The organism is Pseudomonas sp. Tul2A7, from assembly GCF_054790505.1.
This window is the reverse complement of record NZ_CP186499.1, coordinates 5,981,098-5,997,287: the sequence shown is the minus strand read 5'-3', so window position 1 is coordinate 5,997,287 and position 16,190 is coordinate 5,981,098. Positions and strand designations below refer to the sequence as shown.

Annotated in this window: 9 protein-coding genes; 8 read left to right on the top strand and 1 reads right to left on the bottom strand. The window is 56.6% G+C overall.

What is annotated here, in order from left to right; all coding sequences use genetic code 11:
* Positions 1-2 precede the first annotated feature (2 nt).
* From ACOYXJ_RS26625 to ACOYXJ_RS26590, 8 genes are all read left to right on the top strand, one after another.
* On the top strand, positions 3-368 hold the full coding sequence (locus ACOYXJ_RS26625; protein ID WP_110720912.1) for a hypothetical protein: 366 nt from the start codon (positions 3-5) through the stop codon (positions 366-368).
* Between the two features lie 87 nt (positions 369-455).
* Positions 456-989, top strand: coding sequence for a hypothetical protein (locus ACOYXJ_RS26620; RefSeq protein WP_460372486.1), 534 nt, complete (start codon positions 456-458; stop codon positions 987-989).
* Positions 990-1,359: 370 nt separating this feature from the next.
* Positions 1,360-12,702, top strand: coding sequence for a two-partner secretion domain-containing protein (locus tag ACOYXJ_RS26615; protein WP_460372484.1), 11,343 nt, complete (start codon positions 1,360-1,362; stop codon positions 12,700-12,702).
* Between the two features lie 10 nt (positions 12,703-12,712).
* Positions 12,713-12,964 (top strand): hypothetical protein, encoded by a 252-nt coding sequence (locus ACOYXJ_RS26610; protein WP_150795476.1) that lies wholly within the window; start codon positions 12,713-12,715, stop codon positions 12,962-12,964.
* 241 nt (positions 12,965-13,205) lie between these two features.
* Complete coding sequence (locus ACOYXJ_RS26605; RefSeq protein WP_110720914.1) at positions 13,206-13,451, top strand: Imm74 family immunity protein; 246 nt, start codon at positions 13,206-13,208, stop codon at positions 13,449-13,451.
* Positions 13,452-13,662: 211 nt separating this feature from the next.
* Positions 13,663-14,103 carry a hypothetical protein gene (locus ACOYXJ_RS26600; protein ID WP_460372482.1) on the top strand — a complete coding sequence of 147 codons (441 nt, stop codon included), beginning with the start codon at positions 13,663-13,665 and terminating at the stop codon, positions 14,101-14,103.
* 89 nt (positions 14,104-14,192) lie between these two features.
* Positions 14,193-14,507, top strand: coding sequence for a hypothetical protein (locus ACOYXJ_RS26595; RefSeq protein WP_150795473.1), 315 nt, complete (start codon positions 14,193-14,195; stop codon positions 14,505-14,507).
* Positions 14,508-14,655: 148 nt separating this feature from the next.
* Complete coding sequence (locus ACOYXJ_RS26590; protein ID WP_460372480.1) at positions 14,656-14,910, top strand: hypothetical protein; 255 nt, start codon at positions 14,656-14,658, stop codon at positions 14,908-14,910.
* A gap of 168 nt (positions 14,911-15,078) precedes the next feature.
* On the opposite strand, the gene ACOYXJ_RS26585 is transcribed toward ACOYXJ_RS26590, so the two are convergent.
* Positions 15,079-16,122 (bottom strand): LLM class flavin-dependent oxidoreductase, encoded by a 1,044-nt coding sequence (locus ACOYXJ_RS26585; RefSeq protein ID WP_460372478.1) that lies wholly within the window; start codon positions 16,120-16,122, stop codon positions 15,079-15,081.
* Positions 16,123-16,190: the final 68 nt, after the last annotated feature.

Genomic DNA, 16,190 nt, shown 5'->3' with positions numbered 1-16,190 from the left:
TCATGTCAGCGATTTTAAGTTATAAAGAAATAATGCAGCGAATGTTTTACTACTATCCCATTTACTGCAGGACTAAGATCAGGAAGAACAAAAAATCAGGTTTTTCCTGGGTTGAAGGGGAACTTGAAGTCGGCTATGCATTAAATGAGATGGAAGAAAGTTTTGTTACTCCAGTTGAAAAGCTAATGCTCCAGACTGCCGGGCTTGTGTTGTCGGCGGGAAGAGAGCCCAAGGTCGCTTTTGATTTTTCGGTTGACCATATAAAAGGGATTATTGAGGTGCATGGGTTAGCGTCTCTTATGTCACAGTTGTCTGAGCAAGATGCTGTGCAGGTCGAGTCGGACTTAAAGCTTTTAGACATTATTTAACGATTGCTGCAGGGCAGGTTTATTGAACTCGATAAGTCGGCCCGCTAAGTCTTTACGGGGTAATAAAAAGTGATTAGAGCGGGAATTTTGCTTTCACTGGTTTTCCTGATTGCAGGCTGCCACTCCAACGTCAGAGACTCTTCTCCCAGTCTTTTAAAGGATGGTGTACAACTTCAGCAAAAAACGGCTATGGCAGATGCACAACACGCCAAAGTCATCATGAAAGCGACAGGTTACACGTACCCTGTCGAGTTCTCGGTCCGCCGTGCTGCAGATCCCGATCGGCGAATGGAAGTGCTGGGTACTGTGGTGGATTCCGGGCGGGGCAAGGTGTTCGGCTGGATCGCCAAAGTTAGCGAAGCGGCCAATAGCGCCACGTTCAAACACTTCCCTCAGTTGGAAACGCAAGCCAATGCCGACGAACCCTTCGAGGTGTCGGGGCGTTCCAACGGCATGGGCACCGGCAATACTTATAGCTGCGGGCCGCTGAACAGTAGTTTTACGCCGGAACGAAGCAAGGTCTACCTGGTGGAGTTCCAGTTTGTCGGGCAGGGTTGCGAGCAGCATGTTTACGATGTCAGCCGGCCGGATCAACGAATTGCTGTGACGTCCAAAAACTAAAAATCCCCCGCACGTAGCGACAAGCGGTCGAAACGTAAGATTGACGTCAAAATGATGGCCATCTAATATCGCGCCACTATTTTGATGTCACTTTCGTTTCAAGGGATCGAACATGTCCTCACCCGCCCTCGCGACGAGGTTGTGCGCAGCTTTGCTGTGCAAGTCTCCATTTCATTTCGCTGCCGCAGCATCGACTCCCGGCGGCGCCACTGATACCCGCTGTTCCCCATCCAGAGCCTCGAACACAGGGGCGTCGCCAGTGTGACGTTGCTCATTCCCCGGGACGGCTGGACGCGCTGACCGAGCGCGAAGCACCGATCTATTTCTGCATCGACTTCTTCATCTAAAGCAACTTCTCGAGATCATTGACATGGACGTTCGTCAGTTCGCCTTTCTTGCGTGCCAACCTTCTGCGGCCGTAAAAGACCGTGAGCGCTTTTTGGGCATGCCCAAGCGCGGGCTGGCATTTCTGCTGGCGAACGTCATGTTCTGGCAACCGATGTGGGCGCAGGCCGACGGCATCGTCGTGGCCAACCCGAATACCTCGCTGGATCGTGCCGGCAATGGCGTGCCGATCATCAACATCGCCACGCCCAATGCCAGCGGTCTGTCGCATAACCAGTTCCACGACTACAACGTCGGCGCGCAGGGGCTGATCCTCAACAACGGCTCGACGCAGAATACGGTTACGCAACTGGGTGGGCACATCGTCGACAACCCGAACCTGAAAAACAGCGGTTCGGCACAGGCGATTCTCAACGAAGTCGTCAGCGGCAACCCGAGCCAGTTGCGCGGTTACACCGAAGTGGCGGGGCAGTCGGCGCGGGTGATCGTCGCCAACCCTTACGGTATTACTTGCAATGGCTGTGGTTTTATCAACTCGCCGCGCGTCACGCTGACTACCGGCAAACCCGTGCTCGATAACGGCCGGCTGGAGCGTTATCAGGTTGATCAGGGTTCTGTGGCCATCGAGGGCGCGGGCCTCAACGCGACCAACGTCGACCGTTTTGAAATCATCACCCGCAGCGCAAAGATCAATGCGCAACTTCAGGCGCAGAACCTGACGATTGTCGCCGGTCGCAACGACGTCAACGCACAAACCCTGAATGCCACAGCGCGCGCTGAGGACGGCAGCAGCAAACCGCAACTGGCCATCGACTCCTCGGCACTCGGCGGCATGTACGCCGGGGCGATCAAACTGGTCGGCACTGAGGCCGGGGTCGGGGTGAAGCTCGACGGCAAGCTGATTGCCAGCGGCGGTGATATTCAACTCGATGCCAACGGCCAGTTGAGTCTGGCTGATACCTCGGCCACTGGCGCGGTCAACGTCAAGTCTGCCAGCCTCGACGCACGCGGCCCGGTTTACGCCGGCACCAGCGCTAACGTGCAAACCCAGGGCAACCTCACCAACCGCCAGACTCTCGCAGCCCGCAACAGCATCACTCTCAGCGCCGGCGGCCAACTGACCAACGCCGGGACCATCGAAGCCGGCGTCAACGCCGACGGCAGCCGCAACGCCAGCGGCGACCTGAACCTCACCGCGCAGCACCTCGACAACACCGGCAAAAGCCTTGCCGCCAGCCGCAACCTGACGGTCAGCACCGCGCAAATCCTGAACAATCAGGGCGGCACGCTCAGCGGTCAGAACATCGCCATAACCGGCGGCAAGCTCGATAACCGCAGCGGGCAGATTCTCGGTGACCTGGGCCTGAATATCGATCTCGGCGGTGCGCTGGATAACCGCGACGGCGTGCTCGGTTCGGCACGCACCGTGTTTTTGAAGGCAGCCAGTCTGGATAACCGCGAGGCCGGGGCGCTGGTCAGCGATGGCGGCCTGACTGCACGCATCAGTGCCACGCTCGACAACCGCAACAAGGGTGACATCTCGGCCAAAGGCGCCATCGATCTGCTGGCCGGCACGCTGCTCAACAGCGACGGTAAAGTCATTGGCAAAAGCACCCTGACCCTACGCGGCGACTTGGCTGACAACCGGGGCGGAGTGATTCAGGCCGACCAGCAGTTGACCCTGAATGTCGCGCAACTGGATAACCGCGAAAAAGGCGTGATCAGCGGTAAGCAAGGCCTGACCTATGTTGGCACTCGTCTGGATAACAGCGGTGGACTGGTCAGTGCGGTCGGCCCCGTCAACCTTACGGCTGCGGAAATTCAAAACGCGGCCGGACGGATTTCCAGTCAGGGCGACCTGCTGGCAACCATCGGCCTGCTGCAACAACAGGGTGGTGCGCTGGTTGCCCAAGGCAATCTGAGCCTGACTGGCAAGACACTCGATAACCGCAATGGCGGGTTGGTCGGCACGACAAAAGCGCTGACACTCTCGGTCGACGATGTCGACAACCGCAGTGGCGAAATCTCCAGCAGCTTGCTGATGAACGTCAAAGGCCTGCGTCTGGATAACGGCGACGGCGGCAAAATTCTCTCCGGCAGTAACATTGGGCTGAGCGTCACCAAGCTGATCAACCAGAGCAAAGGCTTGATCGCCGCCACCAAGGGCGCGGTAACCGTTACCGGCACCACGCTGGACAACAGCGGCGGCAATCTCACCAGCCTCAACGGTCTGGTGATTACCCTTGATGACGCGCTGACCAATTCGCTCGGCGCGATCAGCAGCGACGGCACGCTTACCGTCAATGCTGCGCGCATCGACAACAGCAACGGCAGCCTCGGCAGTGCCGGCCACCTGAAACTGACCAGCACTGGCGTTTTGCTTAATCAGGTCGGTTCGATCAACAGCGACAGCCTGCTGACCGTCAACAGCGGCAGTCTTGATAACAGCCGCAAAGGCGTGATCTACGGCCAAGGCAACAGCCGGGTCGAGACCGGCGGATTTGACAACAGCCAGGGTGGCAAACTCACCAGCGGTGCGGCGCTGACGCTCAAGGCAGGGCAGGTCAACAACGCCACTGGCCGCATCGCCAGCCAGCAAGCACTGGATGTCTCGCTTACCGGGCTGGATCAACAGGGCGGTGAACTGTTCAGCAAGACTGATCTGACCCTCGATCTGAATCACGGCCAGTTGAACAACCAGAACGGTTTGATCAATGCGCCCGGCACGCTGCTGTTGAAAAACCTCAACGGCGTAAGCAACCAGGGCGGGGAAATCTCCAGCCAGCAAGCCTTCACGCTCGCCGCGCATGACCTCGACAACAGCAACGGCAAACTGCTCAGTCAGCAGAGCCTGACGTTGCGCATTGCCGCAGCATTGAACAACCTCAAAGGCGTCATCTCCGCCGCCTCGCTGGACAGCCGCAGCGCCAGTTTCGACAACCACGAAGGCCTTGTCAGCAGTCGCGGCGAGTTGTTGCTTACTGTCGACAAGACCCTGAATAACCAACTAGGCACGGTCATCGCTGACGGCCAACTGACCGTCACCGCTGACGATCTGGATAACCGTGAAGGCAATATCGCCGGCAAGGCCGATGCCAATGTGCAGGCGAAAACCGTCAACAACCAGAAAGGTCAGTTGATCGCCACCGGCAACCTCCAACTGGAGGCCGAGCAACTCGATAACCGGCAGAACGGTCTGCTGGGGTCGAGCCAAGGCATGAGCCTGATCGTCGCTGAGCTGAACAATCGCGGCGGCGAGATCAGCAGTAACGGCGATTTGCGGGTTACCGGTAAAAAACTCGATAACAGCGACGGCGGCAAAATCTTCGCCGGCAAGGCCCTGAACCTGACCGTCGACGAAGTGCTCAACCGCACCAAAGGTCTGATCGATGCCGGCTCGCAGTTCAACCTGCAGGGGCGCTCGCTGGTGAACAACGGCGGCGAATTGCTCAGTCAGCAAGGCATGTTGTTAAACCTCACCGGCACCTTTGATAACACCTCGGGCAAGGTCAGCAGTGAAGGCACGCTGACGGTCAACACGACGCAAGTGACCAATGCCGGTGGCAGCCTGTCCAGCGCGGCGGATTTGAAGCTGGACAGCAGCGGCAGTGTCGACAACCAAGGCGGGCAAGTGGTTACCGATGGCGCGCTCGTCCTCGACAGTGCCAGCCTCGACAACCGTCAAAAGGGCACGCTCAGCGGTAAAGGCGCGGTCACCGTGACCACCGGCGCCTTCGATAACAGCAACGGTCAATTGAGCAGCGCCGACACCCTGAATCTCACTGCCGGCCAGGTCACCAACGGTGGCGACGGCAGTATCGGCAGTCAGAACGCGCTGACGGCTTCGGTCAGCGGTTTTGATCAACAGGGCGGCAAGCTGTTCAGCAACACGCAACTGAGCCTGGACCTGAATCACGGCCAGTTGAACAACATCGGTGGTTTGATCAACGCCCCGGGCACGCTGCTGCTCAAGCAACTCAACGGCGTCAACAACCAGGGCGGCACAATTTCCAGCGCCGAAGCGTTCACCCTGACCGCGCAAAACCTCGACAACAGCAACGGCAAGCTCCTGAGCAATCAGGGCCTGACCCTACGCATCGCGGCCGCACTGGACAACGTCAAAGGCATGATCGGCGCAGCCGCCATCGACGCGCGCGCCGCGAGCCTGAACAACAGCGGCGGCAACCTGGTTAGCCGTAGCGACCTCGACCTGACCGTGGACGGTCTGCTGCGTAACGACGGCCATGGGCTGATCAGTGCGGTGCAAACCCTTGATATCACCAGTGCCGATCTGAACAACCGCGACAGTGGTTTGATCAACAGCCAGGGCAACCTGACGCTGAACGCCAGCGGGCTGGATTCCAGCGATGGCGGCGAAGTATCCGCCAGCGGTGACATCGACCTGAAGCTGACGTCCTTGACCCAGAACGGCGGACGTCTGGTGGGTGACAAAGCCGTCACTCTCGATCTGGCCAATGGCGATCTCGACAACCAGCGCGGTTTGCTCACGGCTCAAGGGCCATTGACGCTCAAACGTCTGCGTGACGTGAACAACCAGAGTGGTGAGATTTCCAGCAACCTCGGTTTCGAGCTGATTGCCCGAGCCGTGAACAACAGCGCCGGCAAAATCATCAGCGGTGAAAAACTGCTGTTGCGTGGCACCGACCTGGTCAACCAGAAGGGCCTGATCTCCGGCTGGCAGGGACTTACCGTCAACGCCGACAGCCTGGACAACCGCAGCGGCGGCACGCTCTCCAGCAAGTTCGCCGATGTCTCGGTCGACATCAAGGATGCGCTGCTCAACAGCGACGCCGGGGCCGTCGTTGCCCAAGGCAATCTGGTCGTCAAGGCAGGCAGTCTCGACAACAGCAACAAGGGCAATCTGAGCAGTGGCGCAGGGCAAGTCCTGACGCTGGGCGGCGCACTCAATAACAACCAGGGCCTGATTTTCAGTGGTGCTGCACTGGATGTCGTCAGCACGGCGTTCAGCAATGCCGGTGGCTCAATCAATGTCGAACAGGCATTCACGGCCACGGCCACAGGTCTGGACAACAACGGTGGCCAGATCGCCAGCAACGCCGCGATCACCCTCAACCTGAGCGGAGAGCTGAACAACAACGCCGGCAAACTGGCGAGCAGCGGCGCGATGTTGATCAAGGGTGTGACCGATCTGCACAACCAGAACGGCCAGATCGTCAGCCAGAAAACACTGGAAGCGCACACCGATTCTCTGGACAACAGCAACAAGGGCACCGTCGCGGCGAATGACCAATTGCTGATCACCGCAACGGGCGCCGTCAACAACAGCGCCGACGGTCTGATCTACAGCCAGAATGCCGACGTCCAACTCAATGCAGCCAGCCTGCGCAACGGCAAAGGTTCGATCCAGAGCGAAGGCGCGCTGACCCTCGAAGTCAGCGGTGACTTCGACAACCAGAGTGGCAAGGTCATCGCGCAAAGCGGAAATGTCTTGGTCACAGCGACCAATATCGATAACCGTGGTGGCACGCTGTCCAGCATCAGAGGCGCACTGGAAGCACGCACCGTGGGTGTGCTGCGCAACGGCTTCGACCTGAACAATAACCGTCAGGGCGGCATCATTCAGGCGCAGAGCCTGACGCTTACTGCATTGGCTGGCCTGAACAACAACGGCGGGCGCATTTCCGCGCAGTCGGCCGACAGCAGCATTACCACGGCGGCGCTGGATAACAGCAGTGGCGTGCTGTATTCGAAAGGACTGTTGGGCGTCACCGGCACAAGTCTGGAAAACGCTGGCGGGCAGATCGCTGCCAACCGCATCGACTTCGGTCTCAGCGGCGCGTTGCGTAACGGCACGGGTGTCATCGAAAGCGATACCCAACTGAGCGTAAAGGCTGCCAGCGTCGACAACCAGAACGGTCGTCTGCGTTCGCTGGGCAACACCGGCAAAACCCTGTTCCAGATCGGCGGTTTGCTCGACAACCGCAATGGCGTGCTGGAAACCGCCAACACCGACATGACCCTGGCAGTGGGAGCCCTCTTCAATGCCGGCGGGCAACTCAACCACGTCGGGCGCGGCAAGTTCGACATCTCCACCGCCAATGTCATCGGCGCCGGCGGCAGCATCGTCACCGGCGGGCTGCTGGAACTCAACGCCGACAGCTGGAGCAACTCCAACGTCATTCAGGCCGGTCGCCTGAACGTCAATGTCGGCCAATTCAGCCAGACCGCCAGCGGCAAATTGCTGGCTTCCGATTCCCTGCAGATCCGGGGCGGTAACTGGAGCAACGATGGCTTGATCGCCAGTGATGGCATCCTCGATATGCAAATCGGCGGAACCTACGCCGGCAGCGGCCGCTTGACCAGTCAGCGCGGCGCTTACCTTTCCGTCGCGCAGATGAACGTTGCGGCGGGCGGCAGCTTCGCGGTGGGTGCCACGTCGACCGTCAATATCGGCGGGCAGCTCAGCAACGCCGGGCGCATGACCTCCAGTGAAGACCTGACGATCAACGCGGGCAGTGTTGCCAACTACGGCACCCTGGGTGCGGCGCAGAACCTCATCATCAACACGCCCTCGTTGCTCAACGATCGCGGGCTGATTTTCAGCGGCAACAACATGACCCTCGGCGTCAGCACGCTGACCAACCAGCACGGTGATTTCTACGGTCTGGGCGATGTGGTGATGGGCGGGTATGGCGGCGCGGCGCGGGCAGCGGGGGTGTACAACATTTCCGGCTCGATGGAGAGCGGACGCGGGTTCACGCTGAGCGCCGACGTGTTTGAAAACCGCACAGAAGGGCCGACGGCGTCGGTTGAACGCAAGCTCATTTCCGGGTTCATTGCAGCAACGTGCGGTGACTGCGTTGGCGGCACTTTCAATAACTTCCTTGCCAGCCGCGAGACCTACCAGTTCTTCGACACCGATACCAGCGCCTCGGCGATGTTCAACGTCGGCAAGGATTTTACGTTTACGGGTGGCACGTTCCTCAACAGCAAAAGCACGGTCGCGGCGGGCGGCAACATCACCATCACCGCCGACAGCCTGAAGAACATCGGCGCCAAGAGCGGGACTGTCGAAGTCACGCGCCAGTACAACTTCGAGATGGGCACAGGCACCACGGCGCAATTCATGGCCAACGTGATCATGCCGTACAACCAGCGCAACAACCCTGATTTCCCGTTTGTGTACTACGTCATCGCACCGGAAGGTCTGATCCGTAAAGCGATCGCCACAACCGTGGGCAATGGCATTGTCATCGTCGACGCCGAGACGGGCGAAAACGTCGGCAGTCGCAAATACGGCCGGGCCATGTCTGGATTCAGCGCCGGCTTTGAGACGTCAACGCCATCGATGTATGACCCGAATAATCTGCTGGCATTACCGAGCGAACTGGCGCCTTACGAAAGCCGTCTTGCGGTTGAAACCCCGGTGAACAGCACCGGTGCTGCTGATGCCAATAACTCGCGTAATGCAGTGATTCAGGCCGGCGGCAATGTCTCGATTACCGCGACCCGGGAAGTTGAAAACAGCGTTATCCATCAGGACTACAGCGCCACCGGGGGCACCAACAAGGTCGCCGATACCTCGGTCGGCAACAGCGGCACTGTCGTTGTGCGCATCAACAGCCAACTGCCGCCGGATCTTGCGCAACAGCAAGTCAATCCGCTGAGCTTGCCTGGCTTCTCGCTGCCGACAGGCGAGAACGGTTTGTTCCGTCTGAGCGGGCAGGGCACCAGTGGCGCCACAGCCGGCAACACCGGGCCAGCGCCAACGTGGACAGTCGCCAGTGAGTCGGTGAATGCCCAGGACCACACGGTCGCCGGCAGCAGCGGCGGCCCCCGCAACCTGTTTATCGATGCGCCGGCGCCGGTGTCCGACAGCACACGCGCCGTGGATACATTCCACCGTACGCCAAGCATGGTGCAGACAGTCGCCAGTACGGTCGACGTGAAAGTGCCGGAGAGTTCTGCAGGCACGGGCAACCCGGGCCGCGGTAACGACATGAAAGAGTCGATCGACACTCGTCCGGTCACGCGTGTCACTGGCCTGCCGGACACCACGGCGCCCTCGAACCCGCACAAATACCTGATCGAAACCAACCCGGTGCTGACCGACCTCAAGTCGTTCATGAGCTCGGATTATCTGCTGGAGAAGCTCGGCTACAACCCCGACCAGAGCGCCAAACGTCTGGGCGACGGCCTCTACGAACAACGCCTGATCCAGCAAGCCGTCACCGCCCGCACCGGCCAGGCTTTCCTTGATGGCCAGACCTCCAACGAGGGCATGTTCAAGTACCTGATGAACAACGCCATCGCCAGCAAAGACGCACTCAACCTGTCGGTCGGCGTCGGTCTCACCTCGCAGCAAGTCGCGGCACTGACCCACGACATCGTCTGGCTCGAAGAGCACGAAGTGAATGGCGAAAAGGTGCTGGTGCCGGTGGTTTATCTGGCCCAGGCCAATGGCCGTTTGGGCCCGACCGGGGCATTGATTGCCGGTAATGATGTGACGCTGATTGCGGGGGAAAACCTCGACAACGTCGGCACGCTCAAAGCCACCAACAACCTCTCCGCCACGGCGGGCAAGGACTTGGTCAACAGTGGTTCGATCGAGGCGGGCAATCGTCTGGATCTGCTGGCCACCAACAGCATCGTCAACAAAGCCGGCGGCATCATTGCCGGCAAGGACGTCAGCCTGACCACCCGCACCGGCGACGTGATCAACGAACGGACCATCACTTCGATGGACAACCAATACGGCTCCGTCACCCGGCATCAGGACTTTGCCGATAACGCAGCGCGTATCGAAGCCGCCAACGACCTGACCGTCAAAGCGGCCAAGGACATCAACGTCATCGGCGGCGTGATGAAAAGCGGTCAGGACATGGCGTTGAATGCCGGGCGTGATGTCAATGTGGTCTCCGTGCAGGTCAATGACAGCGTTTCGTTGGGTTCAAGGGCAAGTAGCAGCGATATCACTCAACTGGCCGCCGATATCGATGCCGGGCGTGACTTCAAGGCCGAAGCCAAGCGCGACATCAATGTGATTGCCAGTGAGATCGATGCCAAGCGTGATGTGTCGATGAAGGCTACCGAGAATCTGGTGATTACCTCGGCGGCGGATGAAGAGCACTCGCTCTCAAAAAACAAGCACATGACCCGTCAGGAAGACCATGTCACTCAGGTCATGTCCGGCATCACGGCGGGCGGCGACGTCAAACTGGATGCGGGTGAAGACCTCAGTTTGATTTCCAGTCGCGTAACGGCGGGTGATGAAGCCTATCTGGTCGCGGGCGACCGCCTCGAACTCCTGGCAGCGCAAGATACGGACTACTCGCTCTATGACATGAAGAAAAAAGGCAGCTTCGGCAAGCTGAAGATGCAGCACGATGAGGTGACCGACACCAAGTATGTCGGCTCCGAGATCAAGACCGGTGGCAATCTGACGCTGTCGAGCAAGGGTGATCAGCTGTATCAGGTCGCCAAACTGGAAAGTGGCAACAACATCACGCTGGACAGTGGCGGGGCGATCACTTTTCAGGGGGTCAAGGACCTCCATGACGAAAACCATACCAAGACCAACAACAGTGCTGGCTGGGTGTCCTCCAAAGGTCGCGGCAATACCGACGAGACCTTGCGCCAAACCCAGATGATTGCCAAGGGCAACATCGTGATCAAGGCCGTTGACGGTCTGAAAATCGACATCAAGGATGTGAATCAGCAATCCGTCAGCCAGACCATCGACGCTATGGTCAAGGCGGATCCGCAGCTGGCCTGGTTGAAAGATGCCGAGACCCGGGGGGACGTGGATTGGCAGCGGGTGAAGGAGATTCACGAGTCTTTCAAATACGAAAACTCGGGACTGGGTCCGGCAGCACAAATCGCAATCGCCATCATGATGTCCTTCGTGATGGGACCGGCAGGGCTGGGCCTGGTCGGCGGTGGCTTCGGTGGGGCAGTCGCCACAAGTCTGGCAACCACGGGCGTTACCAGCACCATTAATAACAAGGGTGATCTCGGGGCCGCATTCAAGGAGACTTTCAGTGCCGGAAGCTTGAAAAATGCGGCTATTGCCGGGTTTACGGCGGGCATGCTCGACTATGCAGACACCAACTGGTTTGCGGCTGGGGGCAGTAAAACTGCAAATATCCTGACCAGCAGCAACATTACTGATGTCGCTATCCGCACAACGGGGCGCGCGATTATCTCCAGCGGTATTTCGACCACTATTGGTGGAGGTAGCTTTGGTGACAACTTCGGAGCGGCGTTGCTGGGTGAGGCGAGCAGTGTCGCCATGGCGACCGGGTTCAACTGGGTTGGTGACAACACGATCAAGTTTCCGGATGGCAGTGTTGAAAAAGTTGTAGCTCATGCGCTGATGGGCGGTCTGATTTCTCAAGTGATGGGAGGGGATTTTGCGACGGGCGCGGCGGCGGCGGGGCTGAACGAAGCAGCGATGAATGTGCTTGTTGATTTCGTAGGCGATAACAAAGAACTGCATCAAATGCTTTCGCAGCTTACGGGTCTCGTTGGGGCGGCAGCTGTTGGAGGGGACTTCCAACTGGGTGCCGATATCGCGGGAAGTGCAACGCGGTACAACCACGATTTGCACGAAGGAGCAGCGCGGGATCTCGCGAAACAGGCATTGGGTTTCTGCAATTCAAATCCAGGTAGCTGTGATGTGGGTGTTGATGTTTCAGGACTGACAGTCGAAGACGTTGTTAAAGCGATGCGCGTCGAGGGCTTGCACGGTGCTGGCATTGATGGTGTGAAGCCAGAGGCGATTGCATTCCTGGATGATTTCATATTTTCCAGAATTCCCGGGTATAGAGACACTCTTTACAGTCCAACAGAGTCGGAGGCATCGAGACTCGATACCGAACAGAAATTTACACTGGCTTTTTCGATATTCAACCTCGGTCAGGCGGTCAGAAACTTTGGTAACACTTTGCAAGGTCTGGTGGGACTTGAAGCGGGTGGTGCACTTCTCGTTAAGAATGTGGACGAGGCGACCGCGGGTGGCTTGCCAGAAAAGGCGGTCGAAACGATTAAAGCCCTGCCAGGTCCTCGTCAAATTGATGCGGCTTGGGGAGCCCTCGACTATAAAAAAGGTGGACTTATGATGGGGATTGAACACGTAATGTACCGCCATGGGCCTGATTCAGGATTTCCCGTTAGCAAATTTTCCAAAGGAACTTCGATGAAGGATATTTCTGCTTATGTTGACAATGCGCTGAGATACGGGAAAGTCTCTCAAAATGGGCCAACGGGCTACGTTGTTGAATACAATGTCGGAAAAATAATTGGTACTAATACATTAGGTAATCCGACTAATATTTTGAAGGTTAATGTTCGCGATGGTGTGATTCATACCGCGTTTCCACTGTGAGGTTGTGATCATGAATGAGTTGTTTCAGCGTTTTTTAAGTGAGGAGCTTAATGAAGGTGCTCGTGAGTTATTACGCACTGGGGTTTTAAGTGCGCAAGAGCCCGGTGCTGTTACGTGCATCCGTGAGTTCAACTTCAATTTGTTTGATGTTTTGATTGATTTTGAGGCGCGGGTTGTAGTTGTTCAAGATGTACTGCTACCAGAAACTGACCCGGGTTCAGTAATGTCACTGGATGAGTTCAGAAGTTTGTGTGGGATTTGAAGAAGGGGGAACAAATGGGGTAAATGGGGACAGACCACGTTTAGAAAGTACTCCGAAAACATGGTCTGTCCCCGTTTTCCCGCGGAACGGTACGTGCTGTGATTGGACAGAATTTGCGTCCAGGAAACGTCTGGGAAACCGCAGAGTTGCCCGCACTTCTGAAAAATCCTAAAGTGGATAAAATAGTTACTATTGATCCAGTAACCAGACTCGAGAAAACTATATTTGTAAGAGGTGATTTGTGATTCTTGAAATATCTCGAGGATATCTGAAAATACAGGTGGCTAATAAAGTAGCGACCATTCAAGGCGAAATGTTCTTTCCGGGAGGGGATAAGCTTGGTTTCGTGTTGTATAGGAACTCGTTAAAGCACTGGGATTCACCCCATGAAAATCAAGTTTTAACTGAAGAGGAAGTTCAGATGGTTATTGACGAAATTGAGGCGGAATTCTCGAGAAAGGGACACATGCTTGACGTCGAGAAGTGACTGGGCGGAGCTAACTACCCTTGAAGCGCGTCTGTTGCGGGATAAATGGGGACAGACCACGTTTAGATAAGGGGCGGACCACGGCTTTGCAATTTATTCAAAAAACGTGGTATGTCCCCGTTTTCTCTAAAATTCACTCCCTCGATCCGCCCAAGGACGGGCAGGTAGTTCCTAGGTGTGATAACTGCACTAATATTTCCGGAGTCGAATAATGGAAATGCACGACGAATTTCTGGAAATCAATGATCTTGATTGGTTTGCCTCATGTCGAGGTGGGGTCATCGCTCATTTCGCTACAGGTGGAGATGGGGTTGTGCCTGACGATGTCCGTCAGTCAATTTCCAGATATGAGGAAATTTATGACTACTTCTATTCAAGGCCTGGAGGCGTGGACGTTGAGATAGTAGAAGCCAATTTGGTTGAGTTTGCCGATGAAGCTCAGCGTGCGCGCTATTTAAAATCTTTTGTTGAAATGGCCGGCAGAGGGTTGTTCAGTCATGACGCTTCCGAGCAGGGTGGTTATAAATTAATTGCCAAACCAAAATCGGCGCTAAAGTTAGTGGATCTCCCGAAGTTGATGCAGTCTTCTATTTGTAAGCTACCATTGGAGCTCACTGACTGGATACTTTGCGACGACTTCACTAAAGATTAAATGTAGAAGGATAAATGGGGGCAGACGACGTTTAGAAAGTACTCCGAAAACATGGTCTGTCCCCGTTTTCCCACTAACTGGACCCAACGATGAATACTGGTACCGAATTGAAGGACTGGAATTTTCAGGTGTTGATGCTTATGCAGTCGATGCTGGGCGCTATCACTCCAAATTTCAGAATGGTCGTGCTGTCTAGAGATGAAGACGGCTGGCTAATAAAGTTTTATCTCCAAGATGATGTGGGCGAGGATGTTGAGGAGGTCGATGATATTATCTGCCAGTATTCCGCCTATCAGGACTCTGGCTTTAAGTGTAAGTGGACAATTGTGATAGGTGGTGATGAACTGCCTCTTGTCGCGCAAGCTGATAGGGTTGCATATCGCCGCAAAGAAATTTTTGACTAGAGTAAAATGGGGGCAGACCACGTTTAGAAAGCACTCTGAAAATGAAAGGTAAATGGGACGGAGGTAAATGGGGACAGACCACGTTTAAAAAGTACTCCGAATACGTGGTCTGTCCCCGTTTTCCCCTTACCGATTATGGGAAAAGTAAATGAATCCCATGAAGGCCACGTTTCGTTTATATCTAGCTGTGGTGCTGAGGGCGGTGGTGTTTTTTTACCTCCTCGGATTGGTAGGGAATTTGATAGGCGCGCTTATTATCTTTGGCAAAGATGGGGTTTGGTACTTCCAAAGTGACGCTCTGTTTGTTGCGTTGAGGTTTTCACTCATCTATGGCTTCTTTACCGGAAGCGGTCTATGGATCTTCGCAAAAATGGAGGAGATCAAAAGACGAAAGAAGAAATAGATTTGAGCCCTGATCCGCGGCGCAAGCTGCGTTTCAATCTGAAGCAATCGCGCCGGAGTCGGAAAGCCGCCGTTCAGGGGTAACGTTCACTCGCCGACAAACGCAAAAAAGGGGCGAATTCAAATCGATGAATTCGCCCCTTTTTATTGCCGCTCAATTACGCGGTTCTCAGCGAAACGCCGGCACCACATGCTTGATAAACAGCTCCAACGACTTCTTCTTCTCCTCATGCGGCAAGCTGTTGTCACACCAGAAACTGAACTCATCCACCCCCAGTTCCTGGTAGTACTTGATCCGCGGAATGATCTCCTCCGGCGTCCCGATCATCGCCGTTTTGTGCAAACTCTCCAGCTCAAACTCCGGACGCCCGGCAAACTTCTCTTCCGGGCTCGGCGCGAGGAAACCGTTGACCGGCGTTTCCTTGTTGCCAAACCACGCATCGAAGGTGCGGTAGAAACGCGAAATGGCTTTCGCACCGACTTTCCAGCCATCCGGATTATCAGCGGTGTGCACGTGAGTGTGGCGCAGCACCATCAATTGCGGACGAGGCACATCCGGGTTGTTATCCAGCGCAGTCTGGAACTTGTTCTTCAGGTCGAGGACTTCTTCGTCGCCCTTCATCAACGGCGTGACCATCACGTTGCAGCCGTTGGCCACGGCGAAGTTATGCGAATCCGGGTCGCGGGCGGCGATCCACATTGGCGGGTTCGGCTGCTGGATCGGTTTTGGCACGCTGGTGGAGGTGGGGAATTTCCAGATGTCGCCGTCGTGGGCGTAGTCGCCTTGCCACAGGGCGCGGACCACCGGGACCATTTCGCGCAATGCCTGGCCGCCGCTGGAGGCAGGCATGCCGCCGGCCATGCGATCGAATTCAACCTGATAGGCGCCACGGGCCAGGCCGACTTCCATGCGGCCGTTGCTGATGACGTCGAGCAACGCGCATTCACCGGCGACCCGCAGCGGGTGCCAGAACGGCGCGATGATGGTGCCGGCGCCGAGGTGGATGGTGGTGGTTTTGGCAGCGAGGTAGGCGAGCAATGGCATCGGGCTTGGCGAGATGGTGTATTCCATGGCGTGGTGTTCGCCGATCCACACGGTGCTGAAACCACCGGCCTCGGCCATCAGGGTCAGTTCGGTGAGGTCTTCGAACAGTTGGCGGTGGCTGATGCTTTCGTCCCAGCGTTCCATGTGGATGAACAGGGAAAATTTCATGACGCTTCCTCGGATCTTTTGTTGTTGAGGCTACAAAAATCAGCGGGAGTGAGCGGTTCGCGATCGCG